Here is a 17,919-nt window from a genome sequence, read left to right on the forward strand (position 1 = left end):
GCGACTTCCCCGGCTTCGATGACCGTCCTCCCGGCGGTGAGGTGGGCGACGCCTACCCCGGTTACGACAGCATCGAGTACCTCGCCGACACCGATCGGGGGGCGCTGGTCACCCTGTGGCTCGGCCTGGCCTCCCTGCTGCCCGGGATCGGTCTGGCCACCGCGGCCGTGGCGCTGTTCGTCACCGGACCGAAGGCCAGGCGGGCGATCCGCGGGTCGAACGGTCAGCTCGACGGTCTGGGCCTGATCACCACGGGAACGGTGTTCGCGGTGATCGGGATCCTGGTCACCGTGATCTCCGTCGCCTTCTTCCTCGTCCGTTAGCACATCGGCCGCCTTCCCCGGACCTGGTCCGGGGAAGGCGGCCGCTCGTGTGTGGGCGACGACATCCCCATCCAGCACGCAAACCTGGGACGAAACAAGTCGCGAAGCGCGTAGACTAGAGGAGACCCACGGCTACGCGAGGATCGAAACTCGCCATGTCGCACACCGTTTTGACCGTGTACACGGCGGGCGGTAGCCTGTGTGATTGTGCCCGTGAGTCGACGGGTCACACGTGTGTGTGCGGCGCCTTTCGCCCGACCGGGAGCGGCTTGAACCCTCCCGAGGTTCGGCACTGGCGTGCCGCTCATGTGAACCCCCTTCCATCAACGGCCTCCGGCCGGGTGTGTTCCTCTTCGCCATGCGCGAGAACGAGCGCGACACGCCCGACATCGGGGGTCGGGGAGGTTCGGGAAATCCAGCAGGTCAATAGCGATATCGGCTACGAGAACCGGCGTAGGTCACGAGGAAGACGGAGACGCGGTGCCCACCATCCAGCAGCTGGTCCGTAAGGGCCGACAGGACAAGGTCGCAAAGAACAAGACCCCGGCGCTGAAGGGGAGTCCGCAGCGTCGTGGTGTGTGCACGCGTGTCTACACCACTACGCCGAAGAAGCCGAACTCCGCTCTGCGCAAGGTCGCTCGCGTGAAGCTGAGCAGCGGCATCGAGGTGACTGCCTACATTCCCGGCATCGGTCACAACCTCCAGGAGCACAGCATCGTGCTGGTCCGTGGTGGTCGTGTGAAGGACCTGCCGGGCGTCCGCTACCGAATTGTCCGCGGCTCGCTCGACACCCAGGGTGTCCGGGGCCGCAAGCAGGCGCGTAGCCACTACGGCGCCAAGAAGGAGAAGTAAGCATGCCGCGCAAGGGCCCGGCGCCGAAGCGCCAGCTCATCACCGACCCGGTCTACGGCTCGCCGCTCGTCACGCAGCTGATCAACAAGGTGCTGCTCGACGGCAAGCGCTCCATCGCCCAGCGCGTCGTCTACGACGCCCTGGAGGGCGCCCGCGAGAAGACCGGCCAGGACCCGCTCGTCGTTCTCAAGCGCGCCCTGGACAACGTCAAGCCCGCGCTCGAGGTCCGCAGCCGCCGCGTCGGTGGCGCGACCTACCAGGTGCCGGTCGAGGTTCGCGCCTCCCGGTCCACCACGCTGGCCCTGCGCTGGCTGGTCTCCTACTCGCGCCAGCGTCGCGAGAAGACCATGACCGAGCGTCTGATGAACGAGCTGGTCGACGCCAGCAACGGTCTCGGCGCGGCCGTCAAGAAGCGTGAGGACACGCACAAGATGGCCGAGTCGAACAAGGCCTTCGCTCACTACCGCTGGTAAAGCGGCTGGATCGGAACAGACCGAGGGACGACGAGCCTCATGGCTAAGACTTTGCTTGACCTGGCCAAGGTGCGAAACATCGGCATCATGGCCCACATCGACGCGGGTAAAACCACGACGACCGAGCGCATCCTGTACTACACCGGTGTCACCCACAAGGTGGGTGAGGTCCACGACGGCGCCGCCACGATGGACTGGATGAAGGAGGAGCAGGAGCGGGGTATCACCATTACCTCGGCTGCTACCACCACCCACTGGGCCGACCACACCATCAACATCATCGACACGCCCGGCCACGTCGACTTCACGGTCGAGGTCGAGCGTTCGCTGCGTGTTCTCGACGGTGCGGTCGCCGTGTTCGACGCCAAGGAGGGCGTGGAGCCCCAGTCGGAGCAGGTCTGGCGTCAGGCTGACCGCTACGGCGTTCCGCGCATCTGCTTCGTCAACAAGATGGACAAGATCGGCGCCGAGTTCCAGCGCTGCGTGGACATGTTCCGCGAGCGCCTGGGCGCGAACGCGATGCCGATCCAGCTCAACATCGGCGCCGAGAGCGACTTCAAGGGCGTCATCGACCTCGTCCGGATGAAGGCCTACGTCTGGAACGAAGAGGCCGCGCTGGGCGAGATGTACGACACGATCGACATCCCCGACACCCACGCGGACGCCGCCCGCGAGGCGCGCGACCAGTTCATCGAGACGCTGGCCGAGGCCGACGACGAGATCATGGAGCTGTACCTGGAGGGCCAGGAGCCCACCGTGGAGCAGCTCGTTCCCGCGATCCGTCGCGCCACCATCGCCGGTACCGCCGTGCCGGTGCTGTGCGGCACCGCGTTCAAGAACAAGGGCGTCCAGCCCCTGCTCGACGCGGTCACGGACTACCTCCCCTCGCCCCTGGACGTCGAGGCCATCGAGGGCCACGACCCCAAGGACGAGAGCGAGGAGACCAAGCTCGCCCGCAAGCCGAGCGTCGACGAGCCCATGTCCGCCCTGGTCTTCAAGATCATGAGCGACCCGCACCTGGGCAAGCTGACCTACGTGCGCGTCTACTCCGGCGTCCTGGAGCAGGGCACCCAGGTGCTCAACAGCCTCAAGGGCCGCAAGGAGCGCATCGGCAAGATCTACCGCATGCACTCCAACAAGCGTGAGGAGATCTCCCAGGCCGGCGCCGGCGACATCGTCGCCGTCATGGGTCTGAAGGACACCACGACCGGTGAGACGCTGTGCGACCAGTCGGCTCCGATCGTTCTGGAGTCCATGTCGTTCCCGGCTCCGGTCATCGAGGTGGCCATCGAGCCCAAGACCAAGAGCGACCAGGAGAAGCTGGGCATCGCGATCCAGCGTCTGGCCGACGAGGACCCCTCCTTCCAGGTGGCCTCGGACGAGCAGACCGGTCAGACCGTGATCTCCGGCATGGGTGAGCTGCACCTCGAGGTGCTCGTCAACCGCATGCGTGACGAGTTCAAGGTCGAGGCGAACATCGGCAAGCCGCAGGTGGCGTACCGCGAGACCATTCGCAAGAAGGTCGAGGGGCACGTGTACACCCACAAGAAGCAGACCGGTGGTTCGGGCCAGTTCGCCAAGGTCAAGATCAACCTCGAGCCCCTCGAGACCGAGAGCGGCGACGCGTCCGGCTACGAGTTCGTCAACTCGGTCACCGGTGGCCGCATCCCGCGGGAGTACATCCCGTCGGTCGACGCGGGTTGCCAGGAGGCCGCCGAGCTGGGCGTGCTCGCGCACTACCCGCTGGTCGGCATCAAGGTGACGCTGACGGACGGTCAGTACCACGAGGTCGACTCCTCCGAGATGGCCTTCAAGACCGCCGGCTCGATGGCCTTCAAGGAGGCCGTCAAGCTCGCGAAGCCCACGCTCCTGGAGCCGGTCATGGCCGTCGAGGTCACCACTCCGGAGGACTACATGGGTGACGTCATCGGTGACCTGAACTCCCGCCGTGGACAGATTCAGTCCATGGACGAGCGTTCCGGCGTCCGCGTCGTCAAGGCCCAGGTTCCTCTCTCCGAGATGTTCGGCTACGTGGGTGACCTGCGTAGCCGCACGCAGGGTCGAGCCAACTACTCGATGGTGTTCGACTCCTACGCGGAGGTTCCGTCCGCTGTCGCCCAAGAAATTGTGGCGAAGGTTCGCGGCGAGTAATCGCTCGCGGACACGTAACCAGCCCGTTCCCGCGGCCGCGGGAACGGGCACCAGATAGCTCTGTACGTCTAGGAGACATCCAGTGGCGAAGGAAAAGTTCGAGCGGACTAAGCCGCACGTCAACATCGGCACCATCGGTCACATTGACCACGGCAAGACCACGCTGACCGCGGCCATCACCAAGGTGCTGCACGACGCGTACCCGGAGCTGAACCCGTTCACCCCGTTCGAGGACATCGACAACGCTCCTGAGGAGCGCGAGCGCGGTATCACCATCTCCGTCGCCCACGTCGAGTACCAGACCGAGGCGCGTCACTACGCCCACGTCGACTGCCCGGGTCACGCCGACTACGTGAAGAACATGATCACGGGTGCGGCGCAGATGGACGGCGCGATCCTGGTCGTGGCCGCCACCGACGGCCCGATGCCGCAGACCAAGGAGCACGTGCTCCTGGCCCGCCAGGTCGGCGTCCCCGCCATCGTCGTCGCCCTGAACAAGGCCGACATGGTGGACGACGACGAGATCTTCGAGCTCGTCGAGCTCGAGGTCCGCGAGCTGCTCACCGAGTACGAGTTCCCGGGCGACGACGTTCCGGTCACCAAGGTCTCCGCGCTCAAGGCGCTGGAGGGCGACGCCACCTGGGGCCAGGCCATCCTGGACCTCATGGGCACGGTCGACACCTTCATCCCCGAGCCCGAGCGTGACACCGAGAAGCCGTTCCTCATGCCGATCGAGGACGTCTTCTCGATCACCGGTCGCGGCACCGTCGTCACCGGTCGTATCGAGCGCGGCATCATCAACGTCAACGAGACCGTTGACATCGTCGGCATCAAGGAAGAGAAGCAGACCACCACGGTCACCGGTGTCGAGATGTTCCGCAAGCTGCTCGACCAGGGCCAGGCCGGCGACAACGTCGGTCTGCTCCTGCGCGGCATCAAGCGCGAGGACGTCGAGCGCGGCCAGGTCGTCATCAAGCCGGGCACGACCACCCCGCACACCGAGTTCGAGGGCCAGGTCGTCATCCTGTCCAAGGACGAGGGTGGCCGCCACACGCCGTTCTTCAACAACTACCGCCCGCAGTTCTACTTCCGCACGACCGACGTCACCGGCGTCGTCACGCTGCCGGAGGGCACCGAGATGGTCATGCCCGGTGACAGCACCGCGATGTCCGTCCAGCTGATCCAGCCGGTCGCGATGGAAGAGGGCCTGAAGTTCGCCATCCGTGAGGGTGGTCGGACCGTGGGCGCCGGTCGCGTCACGAAGATCATCAAGTAGTACCCAGGTTGGGGTGGCGATTCGCCACCCCAACGTGGTGGTCGGGCCGTGTTCGCACGGCCCGACCACCGCACCACCAAAGACGTCATCGGGCTCTGTGACGGTGACGCACCGCAGGGGCAAGCCCTGTTGCGGTTTCTCAAGGGAATAGGGGCTCACGGTACACGGCGGTCTCCGCCGGGGCCTGGGCGTCTGTGACCGGGACACACACCGTTACGGACACTGAAGCGAAGGACGAACAGGCCACATGGCGGGACAGAAGATCCGCATTCGGCTAAAGGCCTATGACCACGAGGTCATCGACAGCTCGGCGAAGAAGATCGTCGAGACTGTGACGCGAACTGGTGCACAGGTCGCGGGCCCGGTGCCGCTGCCGACGGAGAAGAACGTTTACTGCGTCATCAAGTCGCCGCACAAGTACAAGGACTCGCGCGAGCACTTCGAGATGCGCACGCACAAGCGGCTGATCGACATCATCGACCCCACGCCGAAGACCGTCGACTCGCTCATGCGGCTCGACCTGCCGGCGGGCGTTGACATCGAGATCAAGCTTTAAGGACGCACAGACATGGCCACCAAGCAGATCAAGGGAGTTCTGGGCGAGAAGCTCGGCATGACCCAGGTCTTCGACGACGCGGGCAAGATCGTGCCCGTGACGGTTCTGAAGGCCGGTCCGTGCGTCGTGAGCCGCATCCGGACTCCGGACACCGATGGCTACTCCGCTATCCAGCTCGGCTACGGGCAGATCAACCCGCGCAAGGTGAACAAGCCGCTCGGCGACTACCTGCGCGCGCACGACCTGACCCCGCGCCGGCACTACGTCGAGGTCCGCACCGAGGACGCCTCCGAGTACCAGCTCGGCCAGGAGGTCTCCGCGGACAGCTTCGAGAGCGGCCAGAAGGTCGACGTCACGGGTAAGAGCAAGGGCAAGGGCTTCGCCGGTGTGATGAAGCGCCACGGTTTCCGTGGTCTCTCCGCCACGCACGGCACGCAGCGCAAGCACCGCTCTCCCGGTTCCATCGGCGGCTGCGCCACGCCCGGCCGCGTTTTCAAGGGCATGAGGATGGCTGGGCGCATGGGCAACGTGCGCAAGACCGTCCAGAACCTGACCGTCCACTCCGTGGACGCGGAGAAGGGCCTCATCCTGGTTAAGGGTGCTGTTCCCGGTCCCAACGGCGGTCTGGTGCTCGTCCGCACCGCTGTGAAGGGGGACAAGTAAGCCATGGCCCAGATCGAGGTCAAGAACCCCGAGGGTGGCGCCAAGGGCAGCGTCGAGCTGCCGGACAGCGTCTTCGCCCAGCAGGTCAGCATCCCGCTGATCCACCAGGTCGTGAACGGCCAGCTGGCCGCCGGCCGCCAGGGCACCCACGCCACCAAGACCCGCGGCGACGTCCGCGGCGGTGGCAAGAAGCCCTACCGCCAGAAGGGCACCGGCCGAGCCCGCCAGGGTTCCATCCGGGCGCCGCAGTACGCCGGCGGTGGCACGGTCCACGGCCCCCAGCCGCGGGACTACTCCCAGCGCACCCCGAAGAAGATGAAGGCCGCCGCCCTGCGCGGTGCCCTCTCGGACCGGGCGCGTCACGGGCGTATCCACGTCCTCAGCGCCTTCGTGGCCGAGGACGCCGACACCAAGCTCACGCAGACGGCCCTCAAGGCGCTGCGTCAGGTGACCGAGTCCGACAAGGTCCTGGTCGTCCTGGCCCGCGAGGACGAGCACAACCGGCGCGCCCTGCGCAACCTCGAGGAAGTCCACATCCTCGACGCGGACCAGGTGAACACCTACGACGTCCTCTACTCGGACGACGTGGTCTTCACCGAGGCGGGCTACGCCGAGTTCCTGGCCCACGCGGCCGGTGCCAAGGCCGCGCAGTCCGAGGAGGACGACCAGTGAGGATCGCCGACCACCGGGACATCATCGTCGAGCCGGTGATCTCCGAGAAGAGCTACGGGCTCATGGACGAGAACAAGTACACGTTCATCGTTCGCCCGGACGCCAACAAGACCCAGATCAAGATCGCGGTCGAGAAGATCTTCGACGTGAAGGTCACGAGCGTGAACACGATCAACCGCAAGGGCAAGCGCAAGCGCACCCGCTTCGGTTACGGGAAGCGTCCCGACACCAAGCGCGCGATCGTCAGTGTCGCCGAAGGCGACCGGATCGACATCTTCGGTGTCTGACCTTCCGGGTCTGACCGCTACACATCAAGTAACACGTAAAGGAATGCGCGAAGAAGATGGGCATTCGTAAGTACAAGCCGACGACACCGGGTCGTCGCGGTTCCAGCGTGAGCGACTTCGTCGAGATCACGCGCTCGGAGCCGGAGAAGTCCCTGGTGCGTCCGCTGCACTCCAAGGGTGGGCGTAACGGCCACGGCCGCATCACCGCTCGCCACCAGGGTGGCGGTCACAAGCGCGCCTACCGCGTGATCGACTTCCGTCGCCACGACAAGGACGGCGTGCCGGCCAAGGTCGCGCACATCGAGTACGACCCGAACCGCACGGCCCGCATCGCCCTGCTGCACTACGTGGACGGTGAGAAGCGCTACATCCTGGCGCCCGCCGGCCTCAAGCAGGGTGACCGCGTCGAGAACGGTCCGCAGTCGGACATCAAGCCGGGCAACTGCCTCCCGCTGCGCAACATCCCCACGGGTACGTTCGTGCACGCGGTGGAGCTCAAGCCCGGTGGCGGTGCCAAGCTCGGCCGCTCCGCGGGGTCCCAGATCCAGCTCCTGGCCAAGGAGGGGCGTTACGCCACGCTGCGTATGCCCTCCGGCGAGATGCGCATGGTGGAGATCACCTGCCGCGCGACCGTTGGACAGGTCGGCAACGCCGAGCAGTCCAACATCAACTGGGGTAAGGCCGGCCGTTCGCGGTGGAAGGGCAAGCGCCCGACCGTCCGTGGTGTGGTCATGAACCCGGTCGACCACCCGCACGGTGGTGGTGAGGGCAAGACCTCCGGTGGTCGGCACCCGGTCAGCCCCTGGGGTAAGAAGGAAGGCCGGACCCGGGCCAAGAACAAGGCCAGCGACAAGCTCATCGTGCGGCGTCGGCGTAGCGGTAAGAAGAAGCGGTAAGGAGCACGTCTGATGCCACGTAGCCTTAAGAAGGGTCCCTTCGTCGACGACCACCTCGTCAAGAAGGTGGAAGCGCAGAACGAGAAGGGGACCAAGAACGTCATCAAGACGTGGTCCCGGCGGTCCATGATCATCCCGGAGATGATCGGTCACACGATCGCCGTCCACGACGGCCGCAAGCACGTCCCCGTGTTCGTGTCCGAGTCGATGGTCGGCCACAAGCTCGGCGAGTTCGCTCCCACGCGTACTTTCCGCAGCCACGTCAAGGAAGACCGCCGTAGCCGCCGTTAGCGGTTGCAGCAGGAGTAAGAACCATTTCTCCACGGTGAGTGGAGATGAATTTCCGTGAGCGAGGGAAAAGCGATGGGAACGAGGGCTCAGGCACGGTTCGTCCGTGTTACGCCCCGGAAGGCCCGCCGGGTGGTGGACCTTATTCGCGGGTTGCCCGCTGACGAGGCACAGGCGGTGCTCCGGTTCGCGCCCCAGTCGGCGAGCGAGCCTGTTGGCAAGGTACTGGCCAGTGCCATCGCCAACGCTGAGCACAATGACAAGCTGGACCGTGAGACGCTGGTGGTCGAGCGCGCGTGGGTGGACGAGGGTCCGACCCTGAAGCGCATTCGTCCGCGAGGCTTCGGCCGCGCATTCCGGGTGACCAAGCGCACGAGCCACATCACCGTGGTCGTCGCTGAGAACTCGGGCGCCTCGTCCAAGACGAAGGAAAGGACCCGATAGTGGGGCAGAAGGTTAACCCGCACGGGTTCCGCCTCGGTGTCACCACCGACTTCAAGAGCCGCTGGTACGCGGACAAGGCCTACAAGGACTACGTCAAGGAAGACGTGGCGATCCGCCGGATGCTGACCCGCGGCATGGAGCGCGCGGGCATCTCCAAGGTCGAGATCGAGCGCACCCGTGACCGTGTCCGCGTGGACGTCTACACCGCCCGGCCGGGCATCGTCATCGGCCGCCGCGGCGTGGAGGCCGACCGTATCCGGACCGACCTGGAGAAGCTGACCGGCAAGCAGGTTCAGCTGAACGTCTTCGAGGTCAAGAACCCCGAGATCGACGCGCAGCTGGTCGCCCAGGGCGTCGCCGAGCAGCTGAGCAGCCGTGTGGCCTTCCGCCGCGCGATGCGCAAGGCCATGCAGAGCGCCGTCAAGAGCGGTGCCAAGGGCATCCGTATCCAGTGCGGTGGCCGTCTGGGCGGGGCCGAGATGTCCCGCTCGGAGTTCTACCGCGAGGGTCGGGTCCCGCTGCACACGCTGCGTGCCGACATCGACTACGGCTTCTTCGAGGCCCGTACGACCTTCGGCCGCATCGGCGTGAAGGTCTGGATCTACAAGGGCGACGCGCCCGCGACCCGCGCCGAGCGCGAGGCGGCCCAGGCCGCCCAGCGTTCCGCCGGCGGTGGCGGCGGTCAGCGCCGTGAGCGTCCGCAGCGCCGCCGTCGTGGCGGCGGTNGCAGGGCGCCGAGTCCAAGGCCCCGACTGAGTCCGCGAAGACCGAGGGGAGCTGACCAGTGCTTATTCCTCGTAAGGTCAAGTACCGTAAGCAGCACCACCCGGACCTTCGTGGCAAGGCCAAGGGCGGCACCTCGGTGACCTTCGGTGAGTACGGCATCCAGGCGCTGGACGCGGCCTACGTGACGAACCGCCAGATCGAGGCGGCTCGTATCGCCATGACGCGGCACATCAAGCGTGGCGGCAAGGTGTGGATCAACATCTTCCCGGACCGCCCGCTGACGAAGAAGCCCGCCGAGGTCCGTATGGGTTCCGGTAAGGGTTCGCCCGAGTGGTGGGTCGCTCCGGTCAAGCCCGGACGCGTGATGTTCGAGCTGTCGGGCGTGCCCGAGGCCGTGGCCAAGGAGGCCATGCGCCGTGCGATGCACAAGCTCCCGATGAAGTGCAAGTTTGTTAAGCGGGAGGGGGAGTGATGGCGAAGTCCGTGACTGCCCACGAGCTGCGCGACCAGTCCGTCGAGGACCTGGTCGAGAAGCTCAAGGAAGCGAAGACCGAGCTCTTCAACCTCCGCTTCCAGGCCGCCACCGGCCAGCTCGACAACCACAGCCGTCTGCGTACCGTGAAGCGTGAGATCGCGCGGATCTACACGGTCCTGCGGGAGCACGAGCTGGGCATCGTCCCGCTGTCTGGTGAGTCGGCTGAGGAGACGAAGGAAGCAGCCGAATGAGTGAGAACCAGACCGCGACCCGCAACTACCGCAAGGTGCGCGAGGGCTACGTCGTCAGCGACAAGATGGACAAGACCGTCGTTGTCGAGGTCGAGGACCGCGTCAAGCACGCCCTGTACGGCAAGGTCATCCGTCGGACGACCAAGTACAAGGCGCACGACGAGGCGAACTCCTGTGGCGTCGGTGACCGGGTCCGTTTGATGGAGACCCGGCCGCTCTCCGCGACGAAGCGTTGGCGCGTCGTGGAGATCCTGGAGAAGGCTAAGTAACCCCGGCCTGTCGGCGGCCGACACTCGGTGTCGGNCCGTGCGGCAGTGGACCGCACGCATCACATCAGGAGCAGACGTGATTCAGCAGGAGTCGCGACTCAAGGTCGCCGACAACACGGGTGCCAAGGAGATCCTCACCATCCGTGTTCTCGGTGGCTCGGGTCGGCGCTACGCCGGGATCGGCGACACGATCGTCGCCACGGTGAAGGACGCCCTGCCTGGCGCTGGAGTCAAGAAGGGCGACGTCGTCAAGGCCGTTGTCGTGCGCACCGTCAAGGAGCGCCGCCGGCCCGACGGCTCCTACATCCGCTTCGATGAGAACGCTGCCGTGCTCATCAAGGACGGTGGGGACCCGCGAGGCACCCGTATCTTCGGCCCGGTCGGGCGCGAGCTGCGGGACAAGAAGTACATGCGCATCATTTCGCTGGCGCCGGAGGTGCTGTAGGCGATGAAGATCAAATCTGGCGACGAGGTCATCGTCATCGCCGGCAAGGACAAGGGTGCCACGGGGAAGGTCGTCAAGGCCCTTCCGCGTGAGGACCGTGTCGTCGTCGAGGGCGTCAACCTGGTCAAGAAGCACAGGAAGGCCAACCCGGCGGGCGGCCAGCAGGGCGAGGTCGTCACCAAGGAGGCCCCGATCCACGTGAGCAACGTTGCGCTCGCGGAGGACGGCAAGGCCGCCCGGGTGGGCTACCGCTTCGAGGAAGACGGAACCAAGGTTCGGGTCTCCCGCCGCACTGGTAAGGACATCTGATGACGGTCACCAACGACATCACGGTCCCTCCGATGCCGCGGCTGAAGGAGAAGTACCGTAACGAGATCGCTCCCGCCCTCAAGGAGGAGTTCGAGCTCGCCAACGTCATGCAGATCCCCGGTCTGACCAAGATCGTGGTCAACATGGGTGTCGGCGAGGCGGCGCGGGACGCGAAGCTGATCCAGGGCGCGGTCGCCGACCTGTCGGCGATCACCGGGCAGAAGCCGCGGATCAACCGCGCGAAGAACTCCATCGCGCAGTTCAAGCTGCGCGAGGGGCAGCCGATCGGCGCCAGCGTCACGCTGCGCGGCGACCGGATGTGGGAGTTCCTCGACCGGATGCTCTCCCTGGCCCTGCCCCGAATCCGGGACTTCCGCGGTCTGTCCCCGAAGCAGTTCGACGGGAACGGGAACTACACCTTCGGTCTGACCGAGCAGGTCATGTTCCACGAGGTGGACCCGGACAAGGTCGACCGGCAGCGTGGCATGGACATCACGGTCGTCACCACGGCGACCAACGACGACCAGGGCCGCAGCCTGCTCAAGCGGCTCGGTTTCCCGTTCAAGGAAGCCTGAGGGGTAAGGCAAGATGGCTAAGAAGTCCCTGATCGCGAAGGCGGCCCGCAAGCCGAAGTTCGCCGTTCGCGCGTATACTCGATGCTCGCGGTGCGGCCGCCCCCGCGCCGTCTACCGGAAGTTCGGCCTGTGCCGCATCTGCTTCCGCGAGATGGCCCACCGGGGCGAGCTGCCCGGTATCGCCAAGTCGAGCTGGTAGTTCCCGGTGGGGCCGGCCCCGCATCGCCCTCCCGTGAGGGAGAGCACCGCGGGGCCGCCCCCCGGAGCCGCCGCTCACTGGCTCAACAGCAGTGGCCGTTCCCCCACGGCGGGAACGGTCCGGCACCATCCAACCATCAGGGCACGGCAGTCCCTCTCGGGATCGCGGTGCCCACGACCACGCCGTAGGTCCGTTTGTGCACCTCCACGGGTACGCCCGTGCGGGGACAGGTTCTGGGAAGACCCGCACTCGGAAACCGCGGTGAGGAAGGGCCAGTCGGCCATGACAATGACCGACCCGATCGCAGACATGCTGACGCGTCTGCGCAACGCGAATTCGGCGTACCACGACACCGTGACGATGCCGTATTCCAAGATCAAGGCGCACATCGCCGAGATCCTCCAGCAGGAGGGCTTCATCCAGGGATGGCGGACCGAAGAGGCCGTCGTCGGCAAGAGCCTCGTCCTGGACCTGAAGTACGGCCCCACCCGTGAGCGCTCCATCGCGGGCATCCGCCGGGTCTCCAAGCCCGGTCTGCGCGTGTACGCGAAGAAGGAGAACCTGCCCCGGGTGCTGGGCGGCCTCGGTGTGGCGATCATTTCGACGTCCGGTGGCCTGATGACCGACAAGCAGGCCAAGAAGCGTGGCGTTGGCGGCGAAGTTCTCGCCTACGTCTGGTAACAGGGAGAGATTGAAGCATGTCGCGTATCGGTCGACTGCCGATCTCGGCCCCCAAGGGCGTCGAAGTCACGATTGACGGGCAAGACGTCACTGTCAAGGGGCCGAAGGGCGAACTGAAGCACACCGTCGCCGAGCCGATCACCGTCTCCAAGGACGAGGCCGGCGTCATCACGGTGGTGCGTCCCGACGACAAGCCGGAGAACCGGTCGCTGCACGGTCTGACCCGTGCGCTGATCAACAACCTCATCGTGGGTGTCTCCGAGGGCTACGCCAAGACGCTGGAGATCCACGGTGTGGGTTACCGCGTCCAGGCCCGCGGCGCCAACCTGGAGTTCTCGCTGGGCTACAGCCACCCCGTCGTGGTGGAACCCCCGGAGGGCATCAAGTTCCGCGTCGAGAAGCCGACGCTCCTCCACGTCGAGGGCATCGACAAGCAGCTGGTGGGCCAGGTCGCCGCGAACATCCGCGGTCTGCGCAGGCCTGACCCGTACAAGGCCAAGGGCGTGCGGTACCAGGGTGAGCACATCCGCCGCAAGGCCGGAAAGGCTGGTAAGTAGGGATGGGCATCACCGTGAGCCGCAAGCGGACCGCCAAGCGCGCCACTTCCCGTGCGCGCCGCCAGTTCCGCGTTCGCAAGAAGGTGCTGGGCACCGCCGAGCGTCCGCGTCTGGCTGTGTTCCGCTCCTCCAAGCACATCGTCGCGCAGGTCATCGACGACACGAAGGGCCACACGCTGGCCGCCGCGTCCTCGGTCGAGGCCGATGTTCGCGGCCTTGAGGGCACCAAGTCCGACAGGTCCGTCAAGGTGGGCCAGCTCCTCGCGCAGCGCGCGAAGGACGCCGGCGTCACCCAGGTCGTGTTCGACCGTGGCGGGAACCAGTACGCCGGCCGTATCGCCAAGCTCGCCGACGCGGCGCGCGAGGGCGGACTGGAGTTCTAGCCGATGACCTCTGTACTTGGCAACATCAACCACGAGAAGAGGAACCACTGATGGCTGCAGCACCGCGGCGCGGCGCCGGTGGCGAGCGGCGTGATCGCCGTGACGATCGCCGCGGCGGCGCCGCAGACAAGGGTGTCTCCTACATCGAGAAGGTCGTGACCATCAACCGGGTCGCGAAGGTCGTCAAGGGCGGCCGTCGCTTCTCCTTCACCGCCCTGGTCGTCGTCGGTGACGGCAACGGCATGGTCGGTGTCGGTTACGGCAAGGCCAAGGAGGTCCCGGCCGCGATCGCCAAGGGCGTCGAGGAGGCGAAGAAGAACTTCTTCCGCGTTCCCCGCGTCCAGGGCACGATCGTGCACCAGGTCCAGGGTGAGGACGCCGCGGGCGTTGTCCTGCTCCGTCCGGCCGCTCCGGGTACCGGTGTTATCGCCGGTGGTCCCGTGCGCGCCGTCCTGGAGTGCGCCGGCATCCACGACGTCCTGAGCAAGTCGCTCGGGTCGTCCAACCCGCTCAACATCGTGCACGCCACCGTGGCTGCTCTGAAGGGCCTCAACCAGCCCGAGGAGATCGCCGCTCGCCGTGGCCTGCCGATCGAGGACATCGCCCCGGCCGCGCTCCTGCGTGCTCGTGCTGAGGCGAAGGCAGGAGCCTGACCATGGCCAAGCTCAAGATCACGCAGACCCGCTCCAAGATCGGCGGCAAGGAGAAGCAGCACGCTGCCCTCCAGTCGCTGGGCCTGGGCCGGATCGGCAAGTCCACCGTCCGTGAGGACCGCCCCGAGGTTCGCGGGCAGATCACGATCGTCTCGCACCTCGTCTCTGTCGAGGAGGTTGCCGAATGAGCGACTACAACCCCGACGAGCTGCTCAAGCTGCACCACCTGCGGCCGGCCCCGGGTGCCAACAAGGCCAAGACCCGCAAGGGCCGCGGCGAGGCGTCCAAGGGCAAGACCGCCGGTCGAGGCACCAAGGGCACGAAGGCTCGTAACACCGTGCGCCCGGGCTTCGAGGGTGGCCAGATGCCGCTCATCAGGCGGGTGCCCAAGCTCAAGGGCTTCAGCAACGCCCGGTTCAAGACGACCTACCAGATCGTCAACCTGGACCGTCTGACCGAGCTCTACCCCGAGGGTGGCGCGGTCACGGTCGAGGACCTGGTCGCCAAGGGCGCGGTTCGCAAGAACCAGCCCGTCAAGGTGCTGGGGACCGGTGAGATCACCGTCGCCGTGCAGGTGAGCGCGAACGCGTTCTCCGCCTCGGCGAAGGAGAAGATCACCGCCGCCGGTGGCTCCGTCACCGAGCTGTAGGGGTCTTCCCCGCGATGCGTTTTAGGGGGCGCCCGCCCAGCAGGTCAGTGACAGACCCGCTGGCGGGCGCCCTCGTGCTTTGTGAGTGGCGATCGTTATGACGGTCGGTCCGCCGTGAGCGGGTGATGACTGTTACAGTGCCATCTGTTCGAACCCCCCGCTTGACGTAATGTGAATACTTCCGAGCACAGGGCGAGACGCTCCGTGCTGACGAGCTACGACGATTCAGGATCGGCCGCGATGTCTGGAACCCGTTCCGCCGCCGAAATCGCGCAGGAGGAGACGTGCTAGGTGCGTTCGTCCGTGCATTCCGCACGCCCGATCTGCGCAATAAGTTGCTGTTCACACTGTTCATCCTGACGCTGTTCCGTCTTGGGGCGGTCATCCCCGCACCGGGTATCAACTCGGCGGCGATCCGGGACCAGATGGAGGCGTTGCGAGCCGGGGACGACACCGGTCTGTACGACGTCGTCAACCTGTTCAGTGGTAACGCGATGCTGCAGCTGGCGGTGTTCGCGCTCGGGGTCATGCCCTACATCACCGCGAGCATCATCATCAACCTGTTGACGGTGGTGATCCCCCGCCTGGAGTCCCTGAAGAAGGAGGGGCAGGCCGGGCAGGCCAAGATCACCCAGTACACCCGTTACCTGACCCTGATGCTCGCGGTCCTGCAGTCGACCAGCATCGTGGCGATGGCGCGCACGGACCTGCTCTTCCAGGGCATCATCCCGGTTCAGGCCTACATGCCCAACCAGGACATCATCACCCTGGTCACCATGGTCTTCGTCATGACCGCCGGTACCGCGCTGGTCATGTGGTTCGGTGAGCTCATCACCGAGCGCGGCGTCGGCAACGGCATGTCGCTCCTGATCTTCACCACCGTCGTGGCGTCGTTCCCGTCGGCGATCCTGGGCATGTACGAGGAGCGCTCGGTCTGGGTCTTCACCATCATCTGCATCGCGGCGCTGGCCCTCGTGGCCGCCGTGGTCTTCATGGAGCAGGCGCAGCGCCGCATCCCCGTGCAGTACGCCAAGCGGATGGTGGGACGCCGGATGTACGGCGGGAGCTCCACCTACATCCCGCTGAAGGTCAACCAGGCGGGCATCATCCCCGTGATCTTCGCCTCCTCGATGCTGTTCCTGCCGCAGATGATCGTCAATCTGGTGGGACCGGAGTCGGACAACGTCGTGATCACGACGATCCAGACCTACTTCCTGCGGCCCGACCAGCCGGCGTACATGGTGACGTTCTTCCTCATGATCGTCGGCTTCGCGTTCTTCTATGTGGCGATTACCTTCAACCCCGTTGAGGTCGCCGACAACATGAAGAAGTACGGTGGGTTCATCCCGGGTATCCGACCGGGGCGTCCGACCGCCGAGTACCTCAACCACGTGTTGAACCGGCTGACGACCCCCGGCTCCCTGTACCTGGGCGTGATCGCTCTCCTGCCGATGGTGGCTCTGGGCGCCACCGGCGCCTCGATGAACGTCCCTCTCGGCGGTACGAGCATCCTGATCATGGTCGGTGTCGGGCTGGACACGGTGAAGCAGATCGAGAGTCACCTCCAGCAGAGGAACTACGAAGGTTTTCTGCGATAAATGCGTGCAGTATTGGTGGGACCCCCTGGGGCCGGTAAAGGCACCCAGGCCCAGATCCTCGCGGCCGAGCTGTCGGTCCCCAAGGTGTCCACGGGTGACATCTTCCGGGCGAACGTCAGCGGTGGCACCGAGCTGGGCAAGAAGGCCAAGGAGTACATGGACCGCGGCGACCTCGTCCCGGACGAGGTCACGAACGCCATGGTCAAGGACCGCCTGGCTCAGGACGACGCGGAGCCGGGCTTCCTGCTCGACGGTTTCCCCCGCAACGTCCCCCAGGCCGAGAAGCTCCGGGAGATGCTCGGGGAGCTCAAGACGCGGCTCGACGTCGTGCTGGAGCTGAGGGTCGACGAGGACGAGGTCGTCAAACGGCTCTCGGGCCGCCGTTCGTGCCCCGAGTGCGGTCGGGTGTACCACGTGGAGTACGACGCGCCGGAGACGGCGGGCCGCTGCGACACCGAGGGCGCCGAGCTCTACCAGCGCGAGGACGACCGCGAGGAGACGATCCGCCACCGTCTCAAGGTCTACCGGGAGCAGACCGCTCCGCTCGTGGAGTTCTACGAGGCGGAGGGGCTGCTGGCCACCATCGCCGCGGCGGGGGGCGGGGGGGGGGGNNNGGAGGAGGTGACGGCCCGTGCCAAGGCCGCCATCGCGGAGAAGGTCGGGAAGGCCGACTCCTGATGTTTCGTAGGGCGGAACCGGACGTGCAGATCAAGACGCCGGAGCAGATCGCCAAGATGAGGGCGGCGGGCCAGGTCGTGGCCCGTGCTCTGGACACCCTCCGGGCCGCGGTGCGGCCCGGAGTGTCCACCCTGGAGCTGGACGCGATCGCGGAGAAGGTGATCCGTGACGCGGGCGCCATCCCCTCGTTCAAGGGCTACCACGGCTTCCCCGGCTCCATCTGCGCCTCGGTCAACGAGGAGGTCGTCCACGGCATCCCCAACGCCGAGCGGGTGCTGGCCGAGGGCGACATCATCTCTATCGACTGCGGGGCCATCCTGGACGGCTGGCACGGCGACTCGGCGATCACCGTCGCGGTCGGCGAGGGCCGTCCGGAGGACCTCCGGATGATGGAGGTGTGCGAGGAATCCATGTGGAAGGGGATCGCCGAGCTGCGGCCGGGCAAGCGCCTGGGCGACGTCGGCCACGCGATCGCCGCCCACATCTCCAAGCACGGTGGCTACGGCAACGTCCGTGAGTACGGTGGCCACGGCATCGGTACCGAGATGCACATGGACCCGCACGTGCTCAACTACGGCAGGGGGGGGGCG

The 17,919-nt window shown here is 66.2% G+C and carries 28 protein-coding genes and 1 pseudogene; all 29 read left to right on the forward strand.

Annotated elements, in window-relative coordinates; genetic code table 11:
• Positions 1 to 323, forward strand: a 323-nt coding sequence (locus D471_RS40115) for a hypothetical protein (protein WP_040689129.1), incomplete at its 5' end; no start/stop codon positions are given.
• Between the two features lie 480 nt (positions 324 to 803).
• Positions 804 to 1,175 carry a 30S ribosomal protein S12 gene (gene rpsL, locus D471_RS0110245; protein ID WP_014912437.1) on the forward strand — a complete coding sequence of 124 codons (372 nt, stop codon included), beginning with the start codon at positions 804 to 806 and terminating at the stop codon, positions 1,173 to 1,175.
• A 2-nt stretch (positions 1,176 to 1,177) separates the two neighbouring features.
• Positions 1,178 to 1,648 carry a 30S ribosomal protein S7 gene (gene rpsG / locus D471_RS0110250; protein WP_017598533.1) on the forward strand — a complete coding sequence of 157 codons (471 nt, stop codon included), beginning with the start codon at positions 1,178 to 1,180 and terminating at the stop codon, positions 1,646 to 1,648.
• 39 nt (positions 1,649 to 1,687) lie between these two features.
• Positions 1,688 to 3,799: an elongation factor G gene (gene fusA / locus D471_RS0110255; protein ID WP_026127588.1), complete on the forward strand. Its 2,112-nt coding sequence runs from the start codon at positions 1,688 to 1,690 to the stop codon at positions 3,797 to 3,799.
• Positions 3,800 to 3,881: 82 nt separating this feature from the next.
• On the forward strand, positions 3,882 to 5,075 hold the full coding sequence (tuf, locus tag D471_RS0110260; protein WP_017598535.1) for an elongation factor Tu: 1,194 nt from the start codon (positions 3,882 to 3,884) through the stop codon (positions 5,073 to 5,075).
• 247 nt (positions 5,076 to 5,322) lie between these two features.
• A complete protein-coding gene (rpsJ, locus tag D471_RS0110265) occupies positions 5,323 to 5,631 on the forward strand; it encodes a 30S ribosomal protein S10 (protein WP_017598536.1) in 309 nt (102 codons plus the stop codon).
• Positions 5,632 to 5,643: 12 nt separating this feature from the next.
• The gene (rplC, locus tag D471_RS0110270) at positions 5,644 to 6,294 is read left to right on the forward strand and encodes a 50S ribosomal protein L3 (protein WP_017598537.1); all 651 of its coding nucleotides are present in this window, start codon (positions 5,644 to 5,646) and stop codon (positions 6,292 to 6,294) included.
• 3 nt (positions 6,295 to 6,297) lie between these two features.
• On the forward strand, positions 6,298 to 6,966 hold the full coding sequence (gene rplD, locus D471_RS0110275) for a 50S ribosomal protein L4 (RefSeq protein ID WP_017598538.1): 669 nt from the start codon (positions 6,298 to 6,300) through the stop codon (positions 6,964 to 6,966).
• A complete protein-coding gene (gene rplW / locus D471_RS0110280) occupies positions 6,963 to 7,253 on the forward strand; it encodes a 50S ribosomal protein L23 (RefSeq protein WP_017598539.1) in 291 nt (96 codons plus the stop codon). Before rplD ends, rplW begins: the two co-directional genes overlap by 4 nt.
• Positions 7,254 to 7,309: 56 nt before the next feature.
• The gene (gene rplB / locus D471_RS0110285) at positions 7,310 to 8,149 is read left to right on the forward strand and encodes a 50S ribosomal protein L2 (protein WP_017598540.1); all 840 of its coding nucleotides are present in this window, start codon (positions 7,310 to 7,312) and stop codon (positions 8,147 to 8,149) included.
• A gap of 12 nt (positions 8,150 to 8,161) precedes the next feature.
• Complete coding sequence (rpsS, locus tag D471_RS0110290) at positions 8,162 to 8,440, forward strand: 30S ribosomal protein S19 (protein WP_017598541.1); 279 nt, start codon at positions 8,162 to 8,164, stop codon at positions 8,438 to 8,440.
• A gap of 72 nt (positions 8,441 to 8,512) precedes the next feature.
• Positions 8,513 to 8,881, forward strand: coding sequence for a 50S ribosomal protein L22 (rplV, locus tag D471_RS0110295; protein WP_017598542.1), 369 nt, complete (start codon positions 8,513 to 8,515; stop codon positions 8,879 to 8,881).
• Positions 8,881 to 9,662 (forward strand): annotated as a pseudogene (rpsC, locus tag D471_RS0110300) (30S ribosomal protein S3). The gene rplV and the pseudogene rpsC overlap by 1 nt, the downstream one beginning before the upstream one ends.
• Positions 9,663 to 9,665: 3 nt before the next feature.
• Positions 9,666 to 10,079 carry a 50S ribosomal protein L16 gene (gene rplP, locus D471_RS0110305; protein ID WP_017598544.1) on the forward strand — a complete coding sequence of 138 codons (414 nt, stop codon included), beginning with the start codon at positions 9,666 to 9,668 and terminating at the stop codon, positions 10,077 to 10,079.
• Complete coding sequence (rpmC, locus tag D471_RS0110310) at positions 10,079 to 10,333, forward strand: 50S ribosomal protein L29 (protein WP_017598545.1); 255 nt, start codon at positions 10,079 to 10,081, stop codon at positions 10,331 to 10,333. Before rplP ends, rpmC begins: the two co-directional genes overlap by 1 nt.
• The gene (gene rpsQ, locus D471_RS0110315) at positions 10,330 to 10,602 is read left to right on the forward strand and encodes a 30S ribosomal protein S17 (protein WP_017598546.1); all 273 of its coding nucleotides are present in this window, start codon (positions 10,330 to 10,332) and stop codon (positions 10,600 to 10,602) included. The genes rpmC and rpsQ overlap by 4 nt, the downstream gene beginning before the upstream one ends.
• A gap of 76 nt (positions 10,603 to 10,678) precedes the next feature.
• Positions 10,679 to 11,047 carry a 50S ribosomal protein L14 gene (gene rplN / locus D471_RS0110320; protein WP_013156121.1) on the forward strand — a complete coding sequence of 123 codons (369 nt, stop codon included), beginning with the start codon at positions 10,679 to 10,681 and terminating at the stop codon, positions 11,045 to 11,047.
• Between the two features lie 3 nt (positions 11,048 to 11,050).
• The gene (gene rplX, locus D471_RS0110325) at positions 11,051 to 11,356 is read left to right on the forward strand and encodes a 50S ribosomal protein L24 (protein WP_017598547.1); all 306 of its coding nucleotides are present in this window, start codon (positions 11,051 to 11,053) and stop codon (positions 11,354 to 11,356) included.
• Positions 11,356 to 11,931, forward strand: a complete 576-nt coding sequence (gene rplE / locus D471_RS0110330; protein WP_017598548.1) for a 50S ribosomal protein L5 — start codon at positions 11,356 to 11,358, stop codon at positions 11,929 to 11,931. Before rplX ends, rplE begins: the two co-directional genes overlap by 1 nt.
• A 13-nt stretch (positions 11,932 to 11,944) precedes the next feature.
• Entirely contained in the window at positions 11,945 to 12,130 is a 186-nt protein-coding gene (locus tag D471_RS0110335; protein WP_017598549.1) for a type Z 30S ribosomal protein S14, read from the forward strand.
• 282 nt (positions 12,131 to 12,412) lie between these two features.
• A complete protein-coding gene (gene rpsH, locus D471_RS0110340; RefSeq protein ID WP_017598550.1) occupies positions 12,413 to 12,811 on the forward strand; it encodes a 30S ribosomal protein S8 in 399 nt (132 codons plus the stop codon).
• A gap of 17 nt (positions 12,812 to 12,828) precedes the next feature.
• On the forward strand, positions 12,829 to 13,368 hold the full coding sequence (gene rplF / locus D471_RS0110345; protein WP_017598551.1) for a 50S ribosomal protein L6: 540 nt from the start codon (positions 12,829 to 12,831) through the stop codon (positions 13,366 to 13,368).
• A gap of 2 nt (positions 13,369 to 13,370) precedes the next feature.
• A complete protein-coding gene (gene rplR / locus D471_RS0110350; RefSeq protein ID WP_017598552.1) occupies positions 13,371 to 13,751 on the forward strand; it encodes a 50S ribosomal protein L18 in 381 nt (126 codons plus the stop codon).
• 50 nt (positions 13,752 to 13,801) lie between these two features.
• Positions 13,802 to 14,404 carry a 30S ribosomal protein S5 gene (gene rpsE, locus D471_RS0110355; protein ID WP_017598553.1) on the forward strand — a complete coding sequence of 201 codons (603 nt, stop codon included), beginning with the start codon at positions 13,802 to 13,804 and terminating at the stop codon, positions 14,402 to 14,404.
• A gap of 2 nt (positions 14,405 to 14,406) precedes the next feature.
• Complete coding sequence (gene rpmD, locus D471_RS0110360; RefSeq protein WP_017598554.1) at positions 14,407 to 14,592, forward strand: 50S ribosomal protein L30; 186 nt, start codon at positions 14,407 to 14,409, stop codon at positions 14,590 to 14,592.
• A complete protein-coding gene (gene rplO, locus D471_RS0110365; RefSeq protein WP_017598555.1) occupies positions 14,589 to 15,053 on the forward strand; it encodes a 50S ribosomal protein L15 in 465 nt (154 codons plus the stop codon). The genes rpmD and rplO overlap by 4 nt, the downstream gene beginning before the upstream one ends.
• Before the next feature lie 284 nt (positions 15,054 to 15,337).
• Positions 15,338 to 16,651 carry a preprotein translocase subunit SecY gene (secY, locus tag D471_RS0110370; RefSeq protein WP_026127589.1) on the forward strand — a complete coding sequence of 438 codons (1,314 nt, stop codon included), beginning with the start codon at positions 15,338 to 15,340 and terminating at the stop codon, positions 16,649 to 16,651.
• Between the two features lie 12 nt (positions 16,652 to 16,663).
• Positions 16,664 to 17,329 (forward strand): adenylate kinase, encoded by a 666-nt coding sequence (locus D471_RS0110375; protein WP_017598557.1) that lies wholly within the window; start codon positions 16,664 to 16,666, stop codon positions 17,327 to 17,329.
• On the forward strand, positions 17,329 to 17,919 hold a 591-nt coding region (gene map, locus D471_RS0110380), incomplete at its 3' end, for a type I methionyl aminopeptidase (protein ID WP_040689135.1). The genes D471_RS0110375 and map, both read left to right, overlap by 1 nt.

Origin of the sequence: Nocardiopsis lucentensis DSM 44048, from assembly GCF_000341125.1 — a bacterium.
Classification (GTDB): domain Bacteria; phylum Actinomycetota; class Actinomycetes; order Streptosporangiales; family Streptosporangiaceae; genus Nocardiopsis; species Nocardiopsis lucentensis.